This is a genomic window from Streptomyces sp. NPDC126503 (assembly GCF_040302405.1).
In the GTDB taxonomy this organism is placed as follows: domain Bacteria; phylum Actinomycetota; class Actinomycetes; order Streptomycetales; family Streptomycetaceae; genus Streptomyces; species Streptomyces gulbargensis.
Window position 1 is genome coordinate 31,856 of record NZ_JBEORS010000011.1, and the last position, 20,326, is coordinate 52,181.

Here is a 20,326-nt window from a genome sequence, read left to right on the forward strand (position 1 = left end):
GTTTGTCCACAAGCGCCCTGGGGCGCCCCGCCCTGGGCTAGGTTGCTGGGTGATCCGTTTCCCTGTCCCGCCCGGCTTCCTACGATGGCTCGACCGGCGGTGCTTGCTCGGCGACTCATCGGGTAACGCGTTTGAATGAGGGTGTTATCCATATGGGCAGGCGAATGCTGAAAGCGATGGGTTCGTGACTCGTCTCAGTGGCTCCGGAGACGACCGGGTGGAGGGAACGGGCGGAGATCCGTTGTCCCTCGCGCTGGAGATCGCCGACGCGGTGGACGGTCTCGCGCACCTGTGGGCCGCGGCGAGTCAGGAAGCCAGCCTGCGGCTGTCGCCGCACCAGCTGCGGGCGCTGCGGATCCTGCAGTCCGAGCCGGGGCTCAACCTCACCATGCTGGCGGAGGGCATGGAGATAGGCCTGCCGACCGCCAGCCGGCTGTGCGACCGGCTGGCGGCGGCGGGGCTGCTCGAGCGGGTGCTGCACCCGCACAAGCGCCGTGAGGTGCAGCTGAACCTCACGACGCGGGGCCGGCAGGTGCTGGACGAGGTGGCCGCCCACCGGTCGCGGGCGCTCGCCGAGGTGCTGACCGCGATGAAGCCGGCCGACCGGGAGGCACTGAGCCGGGGCATGCGCGCTCTCCTGGCCGCTCAGGACGCGGCAGCCCGGCACGTGGGCGGCCACCGGTTCTGACCGCGACCGGGTCAGCCTTCGGCGGTCCGCCGCTCGCCGGCCGCCTCGGCGTCCTGGGCCGGCGTCACCATGTGGCACATCAGCAGGCAGACGTCGTCGTCCCGTTCGGAGTCGTGCAGGAGCTGCTTGAGTACGGCGTCGGCCGCCGCGTTCAGGTCCTGCTCCAGCTCCGCCGTGTCGAAGGCGGCCATGGAGCGGGCGAGGCGCTCAATGCCCGGGTCGATGCCGTCCGCGCGGCGTTCGACCAGGCCGTCGGTGTAGAGCACCATGGACGAGCCCGGGGGCAGTTCGGCCCGGTGGTCCTGGTAGGTGAAGGGCACGGGGATCCCCAGCATCACGCCCGGCTTGGCGTCCAGGACCCGTACGGAGCCGTCGGCGGCGCGCACCACGGCGGGCAGGTGGCCCGCCGACGCCCAGACCACCTCCGGTTCACCCGGCCGGAACCGGGCGATCATCGCGGTGGCGTACAGCTCCGGCTGCAGGTGACAGAGCATGCGGTGCAGGTGGCTGAGGATCTCGCCGGGGCTCTTGTTCTCGACCGCGTACGCGCGCAGCGCCGTGCGGAGCTGGCCCATGAGGACGGCGGCCCGCAGCCCGTGGCCGGTGACGTCCCCTATGACGGCGAGCAGTCCGCCGTCGGGCTGGAGGAAGGCGTCGTACCAGTCGCCGCCGATGTTCAGGCCGCGCGTGGCCGGGAGGTACCGGGCTGCCAGGAGCAGGCCCGATGGGTCGGGCAGGTCGGTGAGCTGGGCGCGTTGCAGGGCCTCGGCGGTGTCGCGGTACTGCTCGTAGCGGCGGGCGTTGTCCAGGGCGATCCCGACGCGCCGGGCCAGTTCGACCAGCATCACGCCGGTGTCGGCGTCGAAGCGGGGACCGGGCGCGGTGAGGGTGATGACGCCCAGCAGGCGGTGGGCCGTGAGGGGGATCGCCAGGAGCGGCCGGTCGGGGGAGAGGGCGGAGGCCGGGAGGTCGTCCGTGCCGGGCAGCCCGCCGGGGTGGGCGGCGGCGTGCTGAGGGCGTCCGGTGCGGGCGGCGGCCACCGCGGCCAGCGAGTGCTCCCGTGCCCGGTACGCGCGCCCGTCGTGCCCTTCGTACGCGCCGCTGTCGTCGCCGCCGTCCTGGTCCGCGCCCTCCTCGTCGAAGAGCCAGACGTCGAGGTGTGCGGCGTAGTCCGGTACGAGCATGTCGGCGAGGCGGCGCAGGACGGCGGTGGCGCTGAGGGAGGCGGTGATGGCGGCGCTGGCGTCGGCGAGGAAGGTGAGCAGCCGGCGGGCTCGCTCGGCCTCGGTGCGTGCGGTCCGCTCGGCTTCGAGCAGTTCGCGCTGGGCGACGGCCGCGGCCTCCAGGTCGGAGTGGAGCGCGAGGACCCCCTGGTTGGTCTTGTGCAGCTCCTCCTCGTGGAGCCGCAGGAGATCCTCCTGCTCGTCGAGGAGACGCAGCACGGTCGCGGTGTTCTCGTCGGCACGCAGCAGGGCCTCGCCCAGCGGCACACCGCGCCGCAGGCCGGCCCCGGCCGGAGGAACGGGCAGAGCACACGTGAGGTCCGGCGCCTCCTGCGGGGCCGGTCGGGTCCCGGCGGGCCGCAGCCAGACGTCGAGCCGGCCGTCCCCGGACGATGTGCCCTGCCGGACGTGGAGGAGGAGTTCCCCTTCGCCGCCCTGGTCGAGGCAGTGGCGCAGCCGTGCGGTGAGGGCGGTGAGGAAGCGGGCGCGCTCCAACGCCGGAGCACCGCCCTCGGTGACGATCCGGTCGAGGGCGGCGCGGGTCCGGGCCGCGTCGGCGAACGTCGCCAGCTTCCGGAGGTGTGTGGTGGGGGTCATGGACTCCGGTCCGTGGGGGCAGGGGCCAGTACGGCTACGCAGGTGTCGTCGCGTTCGGGGCGCGCGGCGCTGCCGGCGTCGCGGAGGATGACGGCGGCGACGACCGCCGGGTCATGGGTGGCGAGCAGGGGATCGTCGGGGGGCGTCCAGCGGCTGGGGAGGCCGTCGCTGTGCAGGACGAGCAGGTGGTCCGGTCCCCAGGCCGCCTCGCGCAGGGGGACGGTGGCGGGGAAGTGGGCTCCGACGATGCCGGGGTGGGAGACGAGGTGGTGCCATCCGTCGGGAGTGCGGAGCCTGGCGCCGATGTTGCCGACTCCGGCGAAGGTGAGGCGGCCGGTGTCCTCGTCGAGCGCGGCGACGCCGACGGCGGCGCCGCGCGTGGTGCGCAGCGCGGTGTGGAGGTGGCGCAGGATGTCGGCGGGGGGAAGGTCGGCGTTGCGGCGCAGGGTCTCGACGGCGGCGCTGGAGGCGAGGGCCGCCTTGACGCCGTGTCCGAGCCCGTCGGCGAGCATGAGCGTGATCCGCGATCCGGAGCGCACGGCGGTGCAGGCGTCCCCGGAGTGCTCGGCGTGGGCGAGGGAGGTGGTGACGCCCCCGGCACGCACGCCTTGGCGCGGGGAGCCGGCCCGTGCACGGGAGGCGGTCCTGGTGGGCCGCTCCCGGCCGACGCGCGCCACGGCGACGGTGCCGCGGCCCGGTGCGCTGTGCAGGTCGAACTCGTGGGACACGCGCCGGCAGGTGCCGAGGCCCGCCCCGAGGGACGACCGGGCGGTGGTGGAGCCGTCCCGCAGCGCGGCGGCGACATCGGTGATGCCGGGCCCGTGGTCCAGGGAGGTGATCTGTACGCAGGGCTCGGCGTCGGTGACGGGGTGGGCCGGGCGGGCCGGCTCGATCATCACGCGGCCGCCGCCCGCGTGTTTGACCAGGTTGGTGGCGAGCTCGGTGGCCACCAGCGCCGCGACCGCCGTGGCGTGGGCGTCGAGCCCGATGTGGGCGGAGGCGGCCTCGGCGGCGACGCGGACGTCCCGGACCCGGGTGGAGTCGTGCACCGGGATGTCCCAGACCCTGCTCATGACGCACCCGTACGGGGCGAGGGCACAGCGGAGACCCAGTCGGTGACGGTGACGGTGGTGCCCTCGCCGGGGCGGCTGTCGATGGCGAACTCCGCGACCAGGCGCTTGGATCCGCTCAGACCCTTCCCGAGCCCGCCACCGGTGGTGTACCCGTCGGTCATGGCGAGGTCGAGGTCGCGGATGCCGGGGCCCCGGTCGACGAAGGAGAGCCGCAGGCCCAGGCGGTTCCCTTCGGCCAGCGGCGTCATCTCCATGTGGCCGCCGCCCCCGTGGACGAGGGTGTTGCGGGCGAGTTCGCTCACCGCCGTCACCAGCTTGGTCTGCTGGACCAGTCCGAAACCGAGAGCCGCCGCGGCCTGCCGGACCTGCTGGCGCACCCAGGCCAGATCGGCGTCGGAGCCGATGGGAAGGCGCGTGGCCGACACGAATGGGGCATGCATCACGCGCCCTCTTCCGGGTGGGCGGGCGGGGCCGCGGGGGAGGGGCGGCCCAGCAGGGACAGGGCCCTTTCGACGTCCAGGGCCGTGTCCAGGCCGGGCATGGTCAGGCCCAGTTCGACGAGGGTGATGGCCACGGACGGGCGCATCCCGGCCAGGACCGTCCGGGTGGCCAGCAGGCGGGCACTCGCGGCGATCTCGGCGAGGATCCGGCCGAGGAAGGAGTCGACGACGTCCACGCCCGAGATGTCGATCACCACACCGCCCACCGGCCCCGGGCTCGACGCGATGTGCTGGGTGATGTCCTGCTGGAGCTGTTCCGCCGCCGTGTCGTGCAGATCGCCCTGCAGGGTGACGAGCAGGACGTCGCCCAGTACCAGGACCGGCACCGGTCCCGGTCGGGTGGCGAAGGGCTCGGTCACCGCGCGTTCCCTCCCGTGGCCGGCCGCGGGGAGACGACGATGCCCTGTTTGCCGAGCGCGTAGGCCAGGGCGTCGGCGAGGCCGGCGCGGGTGATGATCGTCCCCAGGTCGATGCCGAGCTGCACGATGGTCTGGGCGATGGCCGGCCGGATTCCGGAGACGATGCACTCGGCGCCCATGAGGCGGGCGGCGGCGACGGTCTTCATCAGGTGCTGGGCCACCAGCGAGTCGACGGTGGGAACGCCGGTGATGTCGAGGATGGCGTACCGGGCCCGCTGGTCCACGATCGCCTCCAGCAGATTCTCCATCACGATCTGGCTGCGCGCGCTGTCGAGGGTGCCGATCAGCGGCACGGCCACGACACCGTCCCAGAGCCGGATGACGGGCGTGGCCACCTCCATGAGCTGCTGGCGCTGCCGGGCGATGAGTTCCTCGCCCGCCTCGACCGTCGTCTCCATGACCACGAGGCGGAGCGTACCGACGAGGATCGTGAGCGCGATCTCCCCGGCCCGGCCCCGGGGGTCGGCGGGGTCGTCGTACTCCGCGCGCAGCAGGGCGGTGACCGGTTCGCGCAGGCCGGCGACCTCACCCGCGATCTGCGCCGGGGTGGACCCGGCCTTCGCCCGCGAGGCCGCCATGCGGCCCAGCTGTTCCCGCACGGAGTCGAAGCCGGGGGCCCGCAGGTCTTCCAGCCGGCCGCTGCGGGCCACTTCGGCCAGGGCGTCCACGACGGCCTTGCACGCCTCGACCGCCTCGTCACGTGAGACGGTGAACACCGTACGGAACAGGGCGGCCTCCGCCCACCGCTGGGCGATCTGCTCGCGCCGGTGCTCCAGGAAGTCGCTCAGCTCCCGCGTCACGTCGAGGGCCGTTTCGTGCTCCGCCACCTGCATCGTCTCCCTGCCGCGAGGTTCGAGGCCGACCGGTCGGCCACCCCCGAGCAATTATTGCTACATGACAAACATTAATGCGAGGGCGCACCCCCGACCCACACGCGATCGTCACATCCGTCGTCCGCCCGTTCCGTCACCGGAAGGCCTTCCCCGCCAGTCCAGGCACACCACCAGGGCGTCGTCGTCCGGCGACGGTCGCCCGCGGTGCCCGGTGAGCTCCCGCAGGATGGCGCGCGGCACCTCGGCGGCGGGCAGCAGCCGCGTGGCGTGGATGGCCCGGGCGAGGGCCTCCTGTCCGTACTCCTCCCCCTTGGGGGAGGACACGGCGTGCACCCCGTCACTGACGAAGACGAGCCGGTCACCGGGCTCGACGTGGAAGTCCTGCGCCACGTAGTCGGTCTCCTCGAACATGCCCAACGGCAACTGGGCCTCGAAGGTGACGCGTTCCACGACCCCGTCGCGCAGCCGCAGCAGCCGGGGCGAGCCGGCGTCCACCACCCGCGTCCGTCCCGTGGCGAGATCGAAGTCGAACATGAGGACGGACAGGTACGCCCGCCCCTGATAGTGCGCGTAGACGGCCTGGTCGGCCAGGGCCGCCTGGTCGGCGATGGAGATGCCGGCCCGCCGGGCGTTGCGCAGCGCGTTGATGGCGAGGTTCGTGAGCAGGGCCGCCTCTATGCCCTCGCCCATGCCGTTGGTGACGTACAGCATCAGATGGTCGGCGGTCGAGGACCAGTCGAAGTTGTCACCGAAGATGGCGTACGCGGGCTCCAGTTGAGCCCCCAGGTCGTATTCGTCGCGCGAGCACGAGCGGCCCGGCAGCAGCTGCCACTGCATCTCGGCGGCCAGGGTGAGCCGGTCCTTGCGACGCGCCTGCAGATATACGTCCGTGTCGCGCTCGGCCACGATCACCTCACGGGCCAGGACGTCGGCGGCCTCGGCCAGCTCGACCTCCCACCGGCGTGCCGCGTCGCTGCCGGGCAGCGTCACGGACAGGACGCCGAGCCGGTCGCCGCGCACGCTGACCGGCAGGTGCAGCCGCGCCCGTCCGTCCTTCCTCTCCTCGCGGTACGGCCGCTGGGAGCCGAAGGCCCGGCCGGCCGGGCTGTTGTGCACGGACACCGGCTCCACCGTGAGCGGCAGCTCCGCCACGGGCTGGAGCACGGTGAGGCCGTAGTCGGCCATGAACAGCTCGACGTCCTCCGCGCCGTACTGTTCCGTCAGTACGGCACGGATGGCGTCGAGCAACTCGTGGGGAGCCGCCGCACGCAGCGCGCGTTCGGCGGCCAGGAATCTCTTCATGTCGGAAACACACCATTCCTTCTCCGTTGCGGGTGCCCCTCGCTCGGGGCCGGGTGGGGAACACCCCGGCCCGGGGGCCTCGGTGATCAGTGCGTACGCCTAGTACGCTGACAGGCATCCCAGTGCCTGCGAGAGTGTGACCGTGACTGCCTTCCGCCGCCGCCCAGAGCCCGACGAGGTCGCACGTGTGACGACCACGGCCGTCGAGCTGCTGGAAGTCGTGTGGGGCCGGGCGTCGACCGCACCCACCTCGGCCTCCCAGCTGCGGGTGCTGCACATCCTCGAACACCACGAGGGCATCAACCTGCGCACCCTCGCCGAGTCGCTCGCCTCCACCCCGCCCTCCACCAGCCGCCTCTGCGACCGGCTCGTGGCCGCCGGATTCGTCGAGCGGGCCGTGAGCCAGGGGGACAGGCGGGAGGTGCGGCTGCACCTGAGTGCCCGGGGCCGCGCGTTCCTCGCCGATCTGCGGGCCCGCCGGGAGCGGGAGCTGCGGCAGGTGCTGTCGGACATGCCCGCCGAGAAGCGGATCGCGCTGCTGGAGGGGCTGGAAGCGTTCTGCTCCGCCGCCGCGACCCAGATACACGGCGTCACCCCCGACGCGGACAGCCGGACCGCCTGAGCGCCCGTTCGCCACGCCGGTGCCACCGGCGCCTCACGGTGCGGGTGACCAGCACACGGAGACATCCCCGCCCACCGGAGCATTCCTGGTCCTTCCCCGTGCGCGTCCGACACGCCTACTCTGTTGCTCCATAGCCATAGTTGTCAAACGGCAACAATACGTCCGACGGCTCCGCCCGCACTCTGTTACCCCGTCGGCGCGGACATGTGCGGTCGTTGTGTGCCATGTCTCCCGGAGGAGTGACGTCCACCCGTCCGGAGGGCCGGAAACCCCCTGGCGTCCAGGGGGTTTCCGGTCTTCGGGAGCTGGCCGGGCTCAGGCCCCGAGCAGCCGCCGCGTCATCTCGCGGTAGGTGCGCAGCAGCACCCGGAGCCGCTCGGTGTCCTCGTTCGGACCGCCGGCCCGGCCGTCCTCCCGCCAGCCCGCCCGCAACGCGGCCCGGCGGTCCCGCAAGGAGGCGAGGAGCTGTTCCTCCGCCTCCGCCAGGACCTCGTCCGCCTCGGCGACCGACTCGTGGGGCGCGTCGACGAACCGTACGAGCGCGTGGTGCAGGCGTTGCTCGAGACGGTCGCGCGTGCCCTCGTCGAACAGGCGGTCACCGTCGTCCGGAGCCGGGCTCTCGCCGCAGGCGGGGCCGGCGTCCGGGCCGCCGGCGGCGTCCCGTCCGTGCGGCGCGGCGGGGGTCACGGCGGGATCGTTCCTGTCGCTCCCGCCGTTCCGGCCCGTGGCACCGGGATCCTCGGACGGGACGGTCGGCCGCCGCTGCCGCGGCAGTGCGGTGGGTGGAGGTACGGGAGGCGGGGGAGCCGGATGGCCGGTGCGCTGGGCGGGGACGCCGGGGGACGCCGGCCCCGCCCCGCCGAGGGGCGCGCCCCGGTCCGACGGGGGCGTGGACGCCTGCCGGGGGTCCTCCTCGTTCCCGCCCTTGGCCCACCGGTCATGGTTCTCGTGCGCCATCACGCACCACTTCCCTTCGGCTTGAGGAGATGGGGTGCCCGGTGCCGCCCGGACGCCGGGCGGGGGGCGAGGGGGGAACCGGCCGCCGTCAGCTCCTCGAACAGGTCACGCGCCCGGAGCAGCGCCGCCCGCATCTCCTCGGTGGAGGCCGCCTGGGTACGCGCCGCGTGCCGCAGCGCGCGCAGACCCTCCACCTGGCGGGGGTGGTGCACCGACAGTGCGGCGAGCTGTTCCTCGCGCCGGTCGGGCTCGGGGAAACCCCGGCTCGCGGCGATCCGGGTCAGAAGGTCGTCGGCGTCGGCGAGGGCCTGCCCCGGCGCGTCGACGAAGCGTTCCTGGAGGGTGGCCCACTGCGCGGCGTAGTGCTCGCGGACCGCCGCCTCCAGCGGCAGCGGACGGATGCGGCCGTACCGCTCGGCCCGCTCGCGCAGGTCACGGTGGGCCGACTCGCGGTCGCCGCCGTGCTGTTGGAGAGTGCGATCGTATTCGGGGCCGAAGCGCCGCTCGAGGGAGCGCCTGCCGCCGTCCGCGCCGGTACGGGCCCGGAGCAGGACGCCGGCCGCCACCAGCGCGGCGAGCAGCACCGCGAGGATGAGAACTGCGGTCAGGGTCGACATGGTTGCCTTCCTGGACGGTGACTCCTGGCTGGCCTTTCGTCACGGTGTGGTGGGGCGCCCGCCGATCCGCATTGCCGCTCGCCGGGAGGTCAAACCCCGGGGCACGCCGAACTGACCCGCGCGGCGGAGGCGTGACGGGGTAGGAGAGCGCCATGGACAACGCACCCTGGCTGATCGCGGCCCTGGTTCTCGTACTCGCCCTGGCGGGATGCGCGGCCGTTCTGCTCGTCCGCGTCCTGAGGGCCCGCAGGCTGCTGCTCGACGCCGGAGTCCCGCTGCGTTCCAAGGCCCTCTTCTGGACCGCGGTCGTGTACACGGTCTCGCCCGTGGACCTGCTGCCGGACCCCGTGTACCTGGACGACATCGGCGTGCTGCTGCTCGCCCTGCGGGCGCTGGGGGCCGCGGCGGCCGGAAACGGGCCGGCCCGCCGGGAACCGCCCCCGGGCGGGGAGCCGAAGGGGCTGCCGCCGTCCCCCTGAGGCGCCCGCCCGGCGGGGCCGGCCTCAGGAGGGCAGGTTCTGTTCCGCCCAGACCACCTTGCCGGTGACGGTGCGGCAGGAACCCCACCGGCGGCACAGCATGTTGATGAGCTGGAGACCCCGGCCGCCCTCGTCGCTGAGATCGGCGTGCTGGATCTGCGGCAGGTCGGGACCGGTGTCCGAGACCTCCACGACCAGGCGCTCGCCGCGCAGCAGCCGGAGCCGGCCGGGGCCGTTGCCGTAGCGCAGGGCGTTGCCCACGAGTTCGGAGACGACCAGTTCGCACACGTCGGCGAGCTCCGTCAGCTCCCACGCGGCGAGCTGGTCGGTGACCAGGCCCCGGGCGACGGACGCCGCGCGCCCCTCCCGGGGCAGGGTCCACTCGCGTACGTCGGTCGGGGCGTCCAGGGCGTCCGCGGCGGTCGTCGCGACGAGGAGCACGGCCTCGTCGAACCGGGCGGCGCCCGCCGGGGCGCACCCGATGAGGCCGCCGCCTTCGACCGCCTCGGGCGCCAGGCCGCCCGCCGCCGAACGCAGCAGGTCCAGCTGCCGCTCCAGGTCCGCGTGCCGGGACTTCACCAGGCCGTCCGTGTACATCACCAGACTGCCGCCCGGCGGCACGCGCAGCCGGACCGCGTCGTACGGGATCACCCCCGCTCCCAGCGGCGCGCCGACGGGGACGTCCGCGAACGCCGCGGCGCCCTCCCCGCCCAGCAGCAGCGGGGGCAGGTGCCCGGCGCTGGCCAGCGTGTAGGTGGAGTCGGCCGGATCGAACACGGCGCAGAGGAAGGTGGCGACCTGCTCGTCCTCCAGGTCGCGGGTGGCGAGGTCGAGCCGGGCGAGGACGCGCTCGGGCGCCATGTCCAGGGTCATCAGGGTGCGGGCGACCGCCCGCAGGCGCCCCATCGTGGCGGCGGCGGGCAGCCCGTGCCCCATGACGTCGCCCACCATGAGGGCCGTGCGTCCGCCGGGCAGGGCCATCACGTCGTACCAGTCGCCGCCCACTCCGTGGTGGGCGGTGGACGGCGCGTATTCGCCCCGCACGCGCAGACCGGGCGTCACGGGAGTCGCGCGGGGCAGCAGGGTCCGCTGGAGCGAGACGACGTGCTCGCGCTCGCGGCCGTACAGCCGGGCGTTGTCGATGTAGACGGCGGCCTGCGAGGCGAGCTGTTCCGCGAGGGCCAGGTCGGTGGCCGAGAACGGCGGGGTCCCGGGGCCGCGGACGAAGTCCGCGCTGCCGAGGAGCAGTCCCCGGGCGATCAGCGGGACCGCGAGGTAGCTGTGCACTCCGGCCGCCCGCATCTTGGCCGCGGCGCTCCGGGTCGGCGCGACCCTGAGGAAGTCGTCGTCCCGCATCCGGCTCACCAGGACCGGCTTGCCCTGCCGCAGGCAGTAGCGGTGGAGCAGTGTCTCGTGCGCCTCCTCGGCCCGGAAGGTGGTCTCGCCGACCGGAGTGGGTTCGAGGGAGGAGAGGGCGTCGACGGCGCAGACCGCGGTGGCGCGCATGGGCGGGACGCCGGTTCCCGTCCACCGCAGTCCCTCGTCGCCCCGCAGGACGCTCTCCAGGATGTCGACGGCGGCGCCGTCGGCGAAGCCGGGCACCGTGAACTCGGCCAGCTCCTGCGCGGTGCGTTCCAGGTCGAGGGTGGTGCCGATCCTGGTACCGGCCAGATTCAGCCAGGCCAGCCGGTCACGGGTGGTGATCCGGTCGAGGGGCGTCCTCGCGCCGCCCCGCCCGAGCCGCCCCCGGGCACCGGCCGAGCGGTGCGCCGCCGCACCCCTCCCGGCCGAGGCACGGCCGACCAGGCGCCGTCTCCCCTTGCCGTCGTTCACTCTTCCGGCCTCCCGACAGGAACTCGACCGCTGTTGGTGCCCAGCATGCACGTTTTCCGGCCGCTTGGCTTCGTCCCGGCCGCTGCCGTACCGACGGGAGTCGAAGAAGGCGGCGCGGTCCTGCCGGCGCCCCAGGACCACCCGGGGGAAAACCCGCTGGTCACAGGCCGGACCGGAGGAGTTCGCCCGGAATTCGCCCCGGAGGGCGGCCCTTCTCGCTCCCGGCGGAGGCGGGATCCGGGAACGAGGTGAACGCCCCCGCCCGGCCTTTCCGGGGCGCGGAGGCCCTCGATTCCGGACGATCGTGAGTCCGTGCGGAAGGTCCTGTTTTGAACCTTTTTCTCGACGCCGCAGGCCAGCGGATCGTTCGCGTTTGTACGGCCGCACCGGCCGCGCCCCGGAGGCGGTCGCGGGGGACCGGAACACCGCTTCTCATCTGGCCGAACGACCAGTCGGTCGGCCGCGTCGCGAGTGACGGCCGGAACCTTGCGACCAGGTGTGCGATCAGCCCGGGCCTCGACAAAACTCCGAGCCGCGGCCGATCGGCCCGCATCCTCACTGTCACCTCACGAAGGGACATTCCTGTGCGTTACTTCCGCACCCTCGGCGCCACCGCCTTCGCCACCGCGACGGGCCTCGCCCTCGTCGGCACCGCTCTCGCCGGCACCGGCACGGCCGAGGCGGCGCCCGCGAGCCTCTACGCGCCGTCGGCGCTCGTCCTCACCATCGGTGAGGGCGAGGACCCGGCGACCGCCACCGTCACCCGCGCGGTCACCCTGAACTGCGCCCCGACCCCGTCCGGCACCCATCCCGCACCGGAGGAGGCGTGCGCGGAACTCGCGGCGGCGGACGGCGACTTCACGAGCCTGACGGCGATAGGGGAGGACCGCCCCTGTACGCGCGAATGGAACCCGGTCACCGTCACGGGGGACGGAGTCTGGCAGGGGCGGCGCGTCACCTGGTCGGAGACCTACGGCAACCCGTGCGAACTGACGGCCCGCACGGCGGCGACCACGGTCTTCGCGTTCTGACGGAAGGCCGCGCCGCGAACCCGCGGGCGCCGGGCGGTCCGGCGAAGCCGGAGGGAGCCGCCGTGACCCGGCGGAAGCCCTCGGGCGCCGTGGGACCCGGCCGGGATGCCACCGGGATGTGACCGGACCCGACGGACCTCGGGAACGGTCTTCCCCGGGCGGACCCGAGCCACCGGCCCTTCGGACCTCACCGGTCGGGGCCGGTGCCTCGTACCCCCTCGCCGTCATCGCCGCGGGCCCGCGGGGCAGGCGCGCCGGGGCCCCGGCCGTGACGGCCGGCGTCCCGGGCGCGTCAGGACGGGGAATCGCGTCGCGGCATCCGTGCGGGCGGAGGTTCCTCCAGGTACTCGGGGCAGTCCACATTGCGGCAGGGACCCGGCCCCCACTCGGGGACGAAGAGGCCCAGCGTCTTGTGGCGGCGCTTCACCACGGTGTCGACGGTCTGCTTGCAGACCGGGCAGACAAGCACACCATGCTGCCCGGTCGGGCGCTCGTTTTTACCCATTTTTTAACGATAATCCCGCACCGGGCGCGAGGGAAGCCGGTGCTCGGGTCCGTCTCCGCGCGCGTCCGGGGGTGGTCAGCCCGGTGTCCGGGGCGGCGGGTCACCCGGGTCGCCGGGGTCGGCGTCGGGGCCGGCGGCCTCCCGCTCCTTCTGCCGGGGCGGCCGGCGCAGGCTGAACCAGACGGAGGCGGCGAGGATCGCGGCGATGACGGCCAGGCTGACCGGGGACGGGATCTCCGGAACCGCGGGGCTGATCAGTTTGTGGGAGGCCTGGAGGATCAGCTTGACGCCGATGAACGACAGAATCACCGCCAGGCCGGTGTTGAGGTAGTGGAAGCGGTCGAGGAGACCGGACAGCATGAAGTAGAGGGCGCGCAGGCCCAGGATGGCGAAAGCGTTGCTGGTGTAGACGATGAAGGCGTCGTCGCTCACGGCGAGGACGGCCGGAACGCTGTCGACGGCGAAGATCAGGTCGGCCGCCTCGATCGCCGCCACCACCGCGAGCAGCGGCGTGGCCACGCGCTTGCCGGCCTCCTTGACGAAGAACTTCGCCCCCGCGTACTCGTCACGGACCGGCACGATCTTCCTCAGCAGCCTGACGGCGAAGCTGTTGCCGGGGTCGAAGGTGTCGTCCTCCTCCCTGAGCAGCTTGTACGTGCTGTAGAAGAGGACGGCGGCGAAGACGAACAGGATCGCGGTGAAACGGCTGACCACGGCCACGCCGAGCGCCAGGAAGACGCCGCGGAAGACCAGGGCCCCGATGACACCGAAGAACAGCACCCGGTGCTGGTAGGCGCGGGGCACCTTGAAGTACCCGAAGATGACGGCGAAGACGAAGAGGTTGTCGACGGACAGACTCTTCTCCAGCAGCCAGGCCGTCGTGTACTCCGTGCCCGCGGTCGTTCCGAGGACGAGGAAGACCACCACGCCGAAGACCAGCGCGAGGCCCACCCACAGGCCGCTCCAGGCGGCCGCCTCCTTGAAACCGATCACGTGCGCGCTGCGGTGGGCCAGCAGGTCCACCGCCAGCGACACCACGACCGTCGCGGCGAACGCCGCCCACAACCAGAACGGGACCTCGAGCACGACGGCCACACTCCCCGTGACCTGATGAGCCGACCTGACTTGCCTGACCTGCTGACGTGCCTGACCTGCGCGGCCGGCGGTGTCCGTCGCCGGCCCCTTGGTACGAGTCTGGGGCATGTCGCGCCATGTCGCCGCTCGTGGGGGCGGGGTGCCGCGGCCGGAGAGGGGGCGCCGGCTCTCGATACCGGTTTGCCTTTCCTTTACAGTTCGGGGAGAGCCCTGGTGCTCGCCGCACGCGCCGGCGCACCGTTTCCGCCCCGAGGACGAGAAGGAGTGAGCGACCCGCAATGGGTGAGCCTCCCAGTACGAGCCGTGCCACCACCCGCCCTGTCGCCGGATCGAGCCGGGGGAGCGGGGGGTGGCACGGTGATCGAAGTGCTGCTTCCCGCCCCGGTCCTCACCCCGGCGTGCGCGGTGTCCGTCACGGCCGTGTCCTCGCCGGCCACCGGCGTGCCCCCGGCGCCCGGATCATGAACGGGCTTCCCCCTGCCGCCGTCGCGAGCGGACCGGCGCCGTCCCGGCCACGTGACGGCGGACGGCGTCGCGGCGGAACCGGCCGGTCCCGTCGCGTGTGATTCCGGGCTCCCCCTCGCGTACGCGTCGATACTCGGTTCCGACGCCCCGACGCCCCGACGCCCCGACGCCTCCCGGTCGAGCCCTGCCCGTCTCGGTCCCCGCCGATCCCTTCCCTTCCTCGACCCCCGGGCATTCACGTTTCGCCGTTCGCTTTTCGACCACTCGCTTTCCGACCGTTCACGATCAGATCTGACGTCGCCCTCCGAAGGAGCCCCTGCTTGTCCGCCCGATCGAAGCACCCCTCCGCGAAGGGGTGCGGCAGCCGATGAACGCCCTCACCGGCCTGCTCGCCGTGCTCGCGCTCACCGCCGGCACCGGCTACTTCGTCGCCCAGGAATTCGCCTACGTCGCCGCCGACCGCATCGCGCTCGCCGGCGAGGCGGCGGCCGGCGACAAGCGGGCCGCCCGCGCGCTGAAGGTCCTCGAACGCCTCTCCTTCATGCTCTCCGGCGCCCAGCTGGGCATCACCGTCACCGGCCTGGTCGTCGGCTTCCTGGCCGAGCCGTCCGTGTCGGCCCTGCTGCGGCCCGCCCTGGAGGGGGCCGGACTGCCCGCCGGCCTCGTCGCGACGCTCTCCGTCGTGCTGGCCTTCGTCGTGGCGACCGTGCTCCAGATGGTGCTCGGCGAACTCGCGCCGAAGAACCTGGCCCTGGCCGTGCCCGAGCGGCTCGCCAAGTCCCTCGCCTCCTCCACCCTCGTCTACCTCAAGATCGTCGGACCGGTCGTGCGCGTCTTCGACAGCGCCGCCAACGGACTGCTGCGCAAAGCCGGCATCGAACCGGTCGAGGAGCTCCACCACGGCGCCACCCTCGAAGAGCTCAGCCACCTCATCGGCGAGTCCCACGAGCAGGGCCGCCTGCCCGCCGACACGGCCGAACTCCTCGACCACGCACTGGAGTTCTCCGAGCGGACCCTCGACGAGGTCATGGTGCCGCGCGTCGACGCCGTGTTCGTACGCGAGGACGCCACCCTCACCGAGGCCGTCGGTCTGATCGCGGCGCACGGCCACTCCACCTACCCGGTCCTCGGGGACCACCCCGACGACACCTCCGGTGTCCTCGGCGTGCGCGACCTCGTCCGGCTGCCCGCCGACCGGTTCGACACCCTCACGGCGGGGGAGGCGGCCCGGCGCCCGCTGCTGCTCCCCGACACGCTGCCGCTGCCCCAGGCCGTGGCGCGGATGCGGGAGGCGGACGACGAGTTCGCCGTCGTCCTGGACGAGCACGGCGGCGTCGCCGGCATCGTCACGTACGAGGACATCGCGGAGGAACTGGTCGGTGACATCGCCGACGAGAGCGACGTCGTCGTCGCGCTCGCCGTGAAGGACGGGGACGGCTGGCGGGTCGACGCGGGCCGCCGCCTCGACGAGATCGAGGACGCCACCGGCATCGCCCTGCCCCAGGACGACGACTACGACACCGTCGCCGGGCTGGTCGTCGACCGGCTCGGCCGTTTCCCGACCATCGGTGACGGCCTCACCGTCGACGGCGTCCGCATCGAGGTCCTCAGCCTGGACCGGCACGTCCCCGAACGCGTCCGCCTGGCGCCGGCCGCCGGAGCCCCGTCCGCCGAGGAGGCGCAGGCATGAGTTTCCCCACGGCGCTGTTCGTCACCGTTCTGCTCCTCGTCGGCAGCGGCTTCTTCGTCGCAGCCGAATTCGCGCTCGTCGCCGCCAGGCGCCACCGGATCGAGAAGGCCGCCGCCGACGGCCGGCGCGGCGCCAAGGCCGCCCTCGCCGGCATGCGCGAGCTGTCGCTGATGCTCGCCGGCGCCCAGCTCGGCATCACCCTGTGCACCCTCGGCCTCGGCGCCCTCTCCAAACCGGCCGTCTCCCACGCACTCGACCCGCTCCTGATCGGGCTCGGCCTGCCCCCGGCGCTCAGCTACGGCATCGCCTTCGCCGTCGCCATGGTCGTCGTGGTCTTCCTCCACATGGTTCTCGGGGAGATGGCGCCCAAGTCCTGGGCCATCGCGCACCCCGAGCGCTCCGCCATGCTGCTCACCCCGCCGTTCCGGGCGGTGGTCACGGCCGTACGACCGCTGATCGTGCTCCTCAACACCCTCAGCAACGCCCTGGTCCGCCTGTGCCGCGTCCAGCCCCGCGACGAACTGGCCGCCGTCCACAACCGCGAGCAGCTCACCCACCTCGTGGCGGAGTCGGCGCGTCTCGGCCTGATCAACGAGACGGACTCGCAGCTGATCACCCGCTCGCTGACCGAACCGCAGACCCCGGTCTCGGCCCTGCGGACCCCCGCGGACGACATCGCCGGCGTCCCGGCCGGCGCCGGTCTCGACGCGATCCTCGCCCGCGCCGCCACGGCCGACCGCTCCCGCCTCCTCGTCCGCGACGGGGACCACGTCGTCGGCTCCCTCCACGCGCGCGACGCCCTCGTGGCCCGCACCCGCGGCAGGTCCGTGACGGCACGCGACCTCGCCCGGCCGGTGCCCGAACTCGCCCCGGACACCACGGTCGCCGAGGCCGTCGAGCACCTCCGCCGCCGCCGCGCCTCCCTCGCCCTCGTCCGGGACGAGCACGGCGGGCTCACCGGCCTGATCAGCCTCGACGACCTGCTGGTCCGGATCATGGGGCCGCAGACGGACTGACACGGGAGCCGGGCGTACGGGGCCGGGGGCGCGGCCCCGGTCTCAGCCGGTGCTCCCGACCCTGCGCCGGGCGCCCCGTCCGGCTCCGGCTCCCCTCGGACGCACCTCACCTCCGGTCCGGGTCCCGGGCCGCGGGGCTCCGTCCGTCGGCGGCGTCCTCACGCCCCCAGCAGCTCCAGGTGTTCCCCGATCGCGACGACGAGGACCCGGGAGCCGGGGTCCGTGGTGCGCCAGCGGTGGCGGACGCCGCCCGACAGGAGCAGGGAGTCGCCGCGTTCCAGACGGTGGAGCCGGCCGTCCGCCTCCACCTCCACCGCGCCGTCCGCCACGTACATCAACTCGTCGTGCCGGTGCCGGAACTCACGGTCCGCCTCGTGCCGGCCCACGAACTCCAGCGCGTGCAGCTGGTGACGGCCCCGCACCACCGGCCGGACACGCCCCTCCCGGTCCAGACCGCTGTCGTCCCCGGCGCGCACCACGTCGACGGTACGGGTCTCGTCCGAGGCCGCGAGCAACTGGACCGCCGTGGTGCCGAGGGCGTCCGCGATCCGCTGGAGCGAGCGCATGCTGGGGCGCGCCCGGTCGTTCTCGATCTGGCTGAGGAACGGTGAGGAGAGCCCGCTGCGCCGGCCGACCTCGGCGAGCGTCAGATCGAGCGCCCGGCGCCGGCGGCGCACGGCGGCGCCGACCCGCGGTGTGTTCGCGGCCTCCATGACTGGTCCCGTCCTTCCCGCCCCGCGGCGCCGTTCTGCCCGGCCGACGCGCCTGACCGCAGCCTACGCCGCGCACGGCGGACCCCCGCCGACGATTTCGTACTGCTGACACACGCGCTTCACACCCCGGGCCTACCGTCAAAGTCGGTTGTTCTCATCAAAGAAAGTTTGAAGCGAGGAGCTCCGACATGCCCCTGATCGACCAGAACTCGCGCCGCCGACGCCCGACCGGCCTCATCGCCCTGGACGAGACCGCCGCGTCCGGGGGCTACACCCTCTACGCCCCCCTCACCGGCACCGGCGAGGTCTACCTGATCGACCTGCGCGGCCGCACCGTCCACCGGTGGAACCTCCCCTACCGCCCCGGTCGCCACGCCCGGCTCCTCGACGGCGGAACCCTCGCCTACAACGGCGTCCTGCCCGGCGAGGAGGCGCTGTTCCCGATGTGGCACAAGTACCGGGGCGGCGTCATGCTCCACGCCGCACCCGACGGAACCGTGCTGCGGGAACACCGCGACCCGCTCCAGCACCACGACGCCCACCACCTCGACGACGGCCGCGTCCTCTACACCGCCCTCGAACCCCTCACCGGTGCCGACGCCGCGGCGGTCCGGGGCGGAGTGCCCGGCTCCGAGGCCGCCGGCGGCACCGTCTGGGCCGACACCGTCAAGGAGATCGGCCCGGACGGCGAACTCCTCTGGTCCTGGCGGGCGGCGGAACACCTCGACCGGGACTCCTTCCCGCTCCACGAGGCGTACGCCCGGGAACACTGGCCCCTGATCAACAGCGTCACGCCCCTGCGCGACGGCAACGTCCTCGCCAGTCTGCGCAGCGTCTCCGCCGTCGTCGTCATCAGCCGGGACACCGGCGAGATCCTCTGGCGCAGCCGCCCCGGAACGGTCAGCCAGCAGCACGCGCCCACCGAACTGGACGACGGCCGCCTCCTCGTCTTCGACAACGGCGTCTTCCGGCCCGGCCACGACGTCCCGTACTCCCGCGTCGTCGAGATCGACCGGGCGGCCGGAGACGTCGTCTGGGAGTACCACGACCCCGCCCGCGAGTTCTTCTTCGCGCCGTTCATGGGTTCGGCGCAGCGCCTGCCCAACGGCAACACCCTCGTCACGGACTCCCCGTCGGGGCGCCTCTTCGAAGTGACGAGGGACGGCTACCTGTGCTGGGAGTACGTGGTCCCGCACTTCGCCGGCTACGGCGAGAGCGAGGTCCGCGGACTGTTCCCGTCCGAACCCAACGCCGTCTTCCGCGCCTACCGTTACACCGCCGACGAGATCCCGTGGCTGGAGGCGACGGCATGACGACCACCCCGCCCGCCCCCGCCCCGGCCGACGCGCCCGATCCCGTCGACGCGCGGGTGCCCCTGCGCCGCCTGGCCCCCCTGGCGGCGCAGCACGTCCTCGCGATGATCGCCGCCCCCGTCTCCACCGTCTTCCTCGTCTCCGGCACCCTCCGCATGCCGCCCGGCGCGACGGCCTCGCTGCTCAGCGCCGTCCTGCTGCTGTGCGGGGCGGGCGCGCTCCTCCAGTCCCTCGGCGCGGGGCGGATCGGCGGCCGCCTCCCGTTCGTCATGCTGCCCGGCGGCGCGGCGACCGCCCTGTTCCTCCAGATCGCGCAGGAGCACGGCGCGCCGACCGCCACCGGCGCGGTCCTCCTGGCGGCGGGGCTCCTCCTGGCCGTACTGCCCCTGTACACCCGGGTCGTACGGCTCTTCCCGCCGCTCGTCATGGGCGTGACCGTGCTGCTCATCGGCATCGCGATGATCCGGGTCGCCGCCCGCCTCGTCACCGGACCGGACGGCACCGGCGAGCCGCGCGCGGTGCTCCTGGCCGGGCTCACGGTCGCGGCGACCGCCGCCGCGTACGTCCTGCTGCGCGGCGTCTGGCGCCAGACCTCCGTCCTCCTCGGCATGGCGGCCGGCACCGCCGTGGCGGTGGTGACCGGCCTGGGCGCCTTCACCCCGGCGGCCGGCGGCGGCTTCGCCCTGCCCGCCTTCCTGCCCTTCGGCACCCCCCGCTTCGACGTCCTGGCCGCCCTCCCGCTGCTGGTGTTCAGCCTCACCACCCTGGCCGAGATCACCGGCCAGACCGTGCTCAACAGCGAGACCGTCGGCCGCAGGCCGCAGCCGGCCCGTGACGTCCCGCGCGTCGCCCGCGCCGACGCCCTGGTCTCGCTGGCCGGCGGCCTGTTCGGCACCTCGCTCATGGTCACCAGCGCCGAGAACATCGGCATCGGCCGCCTCACCGGCGTCCGTAGCCGCTTCGTGACCGCCGGCTCCGGTGTCCTCCTCGTCGCCCTCGGCCTCGCCACCCCAGTCTCCCGCGCGCTGGCCGGCATCCCCGAGGCCGTCGTCGGCGGCTCCTCCCTCGTCGTCTACGCCGTCATCGCCGTGCTCGGCGTCGACATGCTCCGCCGCGCCGACCTCTCCGCCACGGGCCACGGCACCCTGACCGCGGCCCTCGCCCTCACCGCCGGGCTCCTGCCCCTTCTCGCCCCCGGCCTGTACGCGGGTTTCCCCACCTGGGCCCGCACCGTCCTCGGCAGCGGTGTCGTCGCCGGTACGCTCACGGCCGTCGCCCTCACGGCGCTCCCGCGACCGCGCGGCCAACGGGACGCGGAGGGAGGGGACGACCCGCCCGGCCGGCCGTGAGCGGCC

At 73.6% G+C, this 20,326-nt stretch carries 20 protein-coding genes; 8 read left to right on the plus strand and 12 right to left on the minus strand.

The annotated features are described in order from the left end of the window. Positions 1-184 precede the first annotated feature (184 nt). Complete coding sequence (locus tag ABTY40_RS16670) at positions 185-688, plus strand: MarR family winged helix-turn-helix transcriptional regulator (protein WP_352060165.1); 504 nt, start codon at positions 185-187, stop codon at positions 686-688. Between the two features lie 11 nt (positions 689-699). On the opposite strand, the gene ABTY40_RS16675 is transcribed toward ABTY40_RS16670, so the two are convergent. The 6 genes from ABTY40_RS16675 to ABTY40_RS16700 form a co-directional block, all read right to left on the minus strand. Continuing rightward, a complete protein-coding gene (locus ABTY40_RS16675; protein WP_352060166.1) occupies positions 700-2,508 on the minus strand; it encodes a PP2C family protein-serine/threonine phosphatase in 1,809 nt (602 codons plus the stop codon). Continuing rightward, positions 2,505-3,581, minus strand: a complete 1,077-nt coding sequence (locus ABTY40_RS16680; RefSeq protein ID WP_352060167.1) for a SpoIIE family protein phosphatase — start codon at positions 3,579-3,581, stop codon at positions 2,505-2,507. Before ABTY40_RS16680 ends, ABTY40_RS16675 begins: the two co-directional genes overlap by 4 nt. Beyond that, entirely contained in the window at positions 3,578-4,021 is a 444-nt protein-coding gene (locus ABTY40_RS16685) for an anti-sigma regulatory factor (protein WP_352060285.1), read from the minus strand. Before ABTY40_RS16685 ends, ABTY40_RS16680 begins: the two co-directional genes overlap by 4 nt. After that, positions 4,021-4,440, minus strand: coding sequence for an STAS domain-containing protein (locus tag ABTY40_RS16690; protein ID WP_352060168.1), 420 nt, complete (start codon positions 4,438-4,440; stop codon positions 4,021-4,023). The genes ABTY40_RS16685 and ABTY40_RS16690 overlap by 1 nt, the downstream gene beginning before the upstream one ends. Continuing rightward, a complete protein-coding gene (locus ABTY40_RS16695) occupies positions 4,437-5,333 on the minus strand; it encodes an STAS domain-containing protein (protein WP_352060169.1) in 897 nt (298 codons plus the stop codon). The genes ABTY40_RS16690 and ABTY40_RS16695 overlap by 4 nt, the downstream gene beginning before the upstream one ends. A 108-nt stretch (positions 5,334-5,441) precedes the next feature. Continuing rightward, the gene (locus ABTY40_RS16700) at positions 5,442-6,635 is read right to left on the minus strand and encodes a PP2C family protein-serine/threonine phosphatase (RefSeq protein WP_352060170.1); all 1,194 of its coding nucleotides are present in this window, start codon (positions 6,633-6,635) and stop codon (positions 5,442-5,444) included. Positions 6,636-6,822: 187 nt separating this feature from the next. Between ABTY40_RS16700 and ABTY40_RS16705 the strand changes: the two genes are divergently transcribed. Further along, on the plus strand, positions 6,823-7,257 hold the full coding sequence (locus ABTY40_RS16705; RefSeq protein WP_352060171.1) for a MarR family transcriptional regulator: 435 nt from the start codon (positions 6,823-6,825) through the stop codon (positions 7,255-7,257). Between the two features lie 315 nt (positions 7,258-7,572). Here ABTY40_RS16705 and ABTY40_RS16710 read toward each other — a convergent pair whose 3' ends face one another. Then, entirely contained in the window at positions 7,573-7,944 is a 372-nt protein-coding gene (locus ABTY40_RS16710) for a hypothetical protein (RefSeq protein ID WP_352060172.1), read from the minus strand. A gap of 269 nt (positions 7,945-8,213) precedes the next feature. Next, a complete protein-coding gene (locus ABTY40_RS16715; protein ID WP_352060173.1) occupies positions 8,214-8,831 on the minus strand; it encodes a hypothetical protein in 618 nt (205 codons plus the stop codon). 152 nt (positions 8,832-8,983) lie between these two features. Here ABTY40_RS16715 and ABTY40_RS16720 point away from each other — a divergent pair, with 152 nt between their 5' ends. Further along, positions 8,984-9,310, plus strand: coding sequence for a DUF1232 domain-containing protein (locus ABTY40_RS16720; protein ID WP_352060174.1), 327 nt, complete (start codon positions 8,984-8,986; stop codon positions 9,308-9,310). A 24-nt stretch (positions 9,311-9,334) separates the two neighbouring features. Here ABTY40_RS16720 and ABTY40_RS16725 read toward each other — a convergent pair whose 3' ends face one another. Next, complete coding sequence (locus tag ABTY40_RS16725; protein WP_352060175.1) at positions 9,335-11,143, minus strand: ATP-binding SpoIIE family protein phosphatase; 1,809 nt, start codon at positions 11,141-11,143, stop codon at positions 9,335-9,337. A 584-nt stretch (positions 11,144-11,727) separates the two neighbouring features. On the opposite strand from ABTY40_RS16725, the gene ABTY40_RS16730 reads away from it, so the two are divergent. Next, positions 11,728-12,174 (plus strand): SSI family serine proteinase inhibitor, encoded by a 447-nt coding sequence (locus ABTY40_RS16730; protein WP_352060176.1) that lies wholly within the window; start codon positions 11,728-11,730, stop codon positions 12,172-12,174. 292 nt (positions 12,175-12,466) lie between these two features. On the opposite strand, the gene ABTY40_RS16735 is transcribed toward ABTY40_RS16730, so the two are convergent. Both ABTY40_RS16735 and ABTY40_RS16740 read right to left on the minus strand, forming a co-directional pair. Further along, complete coding sequence (locus ABTY40_RS16735) at positions 12,467-12,679, minus strand: hypothetical protein (RefSeq protein WP_352060177.1); 213 nt, start codon at positions 12,677-12,679, stop codon at positions 12,467-12,469. A gap of 75 nt (positions 12,680-12,754) precedes the next feature. Continuing rightward, entirely contained in the window at positions 12,755-13,765 is a 1,011-nt protein-coding gene (locus ABTY40_RS16740) for a TerC family protein (RefSeq protein WP_352060178.1), read from the minus strand. A gap of 841 nt (positions 13,766-14,606) precedes the next feature. On the opposite strand from ABTY40_RS16740, the gene ABTY40_RS16745 reads away from it, so the two are divergent. Further along, on the plus strand, positions 14,607-15,929 hold the full coding sequence (locus tag ABTY40_RS16745; protein ID WP_352060179.1) for a hemolysin family protein: 1,323 nt from the start codon (positions 14,607-14,609) through the stop codon (positions 15,927-15,929). Further along, positions 15,926-16,945, plus strand: a complete 1,020-nt coding sequence (locus tag ABTY40_RS16750; protein ID WP_352060180.1) for a hemolysin family protein — start codon at positions 15,926-15,928, stop codon at positions 16,943-16,945. The genes ABTY40_RS16745 and ABTY40_RS16750 overlap by 4 nt, the downstream gene beginning before the upstream one ends. Positions 16,946-17,103: 158 nt before the next feature. Here ABTY40_RS16750 and ABTY40_RS16755 read toward each other — a convergent pair whose 3' ends face one another. After that, positions 17,104-17,658: a helix-turn-helix domain-containing protein gene (locus ABTY40_RS16755; protein WP_352060181.1), complete on the minus strand. Its 555-nt coding sequence runs from the start codon at positions 17,656-17,658 to the stop codon at positions 17,104-17,106. Between the two features lie 188 nt (positions 17,659-17,846). Here ABTY40_RS16755 and ABTY40_RS16760 point away from each other — a divergent pair, with 188 nt between their 5' ends. Both ABTY40_RS16760 and ABTY40_RS16765 read left to right on the plus strand, forming a co-directional pair. Then, complete coding sequence (locus tag ABTY40_RS16760; RefSeq protein ID WP_352060182.1) at positions 17,847-18,971, plus strand: aryl-sulfate sulfotransferase; 1,125 nt, start codon at positions 17,847-17,849, stop codon at positions 18,969-18,971. Then, entirely contained in the window at positions 18,968-20,320 is a 1,353-nt protein-coding gene (locus ABTY40_RS16765; RefSeq protein WP_352060183.1) for a uracil-xanthine permease family protein, read from the plus strand. Before ABTY40_RS16760 ends, ABTY40_RS16765 begins: the two co-directional genes overlap by 4 nt. Positions 20,321-20,326 lie beyond the last annotated feature (6 nt).

What these genes read in the sequence shown, in the direction of transcription:
- ABTY40_RS16720 (WP_352060174.1), top strand. Translation starts at nt 8,984, where the DNA reads ATGGACAACGCACCCTGGCTGATCGCGGCCCTGGTTCTCGTACTCGCC.
- ABTY40_RS16700 (WP_352060170.1), bottom strand. Translation starts at nt 6,635, where the DNA reads ATGAAGAGATTCCTGGCCGCCGAACGCGCGCTGCGTGCGGCGGCTCCC.
- ABTY40_RS16745 (WP_352060179.1), top strand. Translation starts at nt 14,607, where the DNA reads ATGAACGCCCTCACCGGCCTGCTCGCCGTGCTCGCGCTCACCGCCGGC.
- ABTY40_RS16755 (WP_352060181.1), bottom strand. Translation starts at nt 17,658, where the DNA reads ATGGAGGCCGCGAACACACCGCGGGTCGGCGCCGCCGTGCGCCGCCGG.
- ABTY40_RS16760 (WP_352060182.1), top strand. Translation starts at nt 17,847, where the DNA reads ATGCCCCTGATCGACCAGAACTCGCGCCGCCGACGCCCGACCGGCCTC.
- ABTY40_RS16685 (WP_352060285.1), bottom strand. Translation starts at nt 4,021, where the DNA reads ATGCATGCCCCATTCGTGTCGGCCACGCGCCTTCCCATCGGCTCCGAC.
- ABTY40_RS16765 (WP_352060183.1), top strand. Translation starts at nt 18,968, where the DNA reads ATGACGACCACCCCGCCCGCCCCCGCCCCGGCCGACGCGCCCGATCCC.
- ABTY40_RS16680 (WP_352060167.1), bottom strand. Translation starts at nt 3,581, where the DNA reads ATGAGCAGGGTCTGGGACATCCCGGTGCACGACTCCACCCGGGTCCGG.
- ABTY40_RS16715 (WP_352060173.1), bottom strand. Translation starts at nt 8,831, where the DNA reads ATGTCGACCCTGACCGCAGTTCTCATCCTCGCGGTGCTGCTCGCCGCG.
- ABTY40_RS16695 (WP_352060169.1), bottom strand. Translation starts at nt 5,333, where the DNA reads ATGCAGGTGGCGGAGCACGAAACGGCCCTCGACGTGACGCGGGAGCTG.
- ABTY40_RS16750 (WP_352060180.1), top strand. Translation starts at nt 15,926, where the DNA reads ATGAGTTTCCCCACGGCGCTGTTCGTCACCGTTCTGCTCCTCGTCGGC.
- ABTY40_RS16735 (WP_352060177.1), bottom strand. Translation starts at nt 12,679, where the DNA reads ATGGGTAAAAACGAGCGCCCGACCGGGCAGCATGGTGTGCTTGTCTGC.
- ABTY40_RS16675 (WP_352060166.1), bottom strand. Translation starts at nt 2,508, where the DNA reads ATGACCCCCACCACACACCTCCGGAAGCTGGCGACGTTCGCCGACGCG.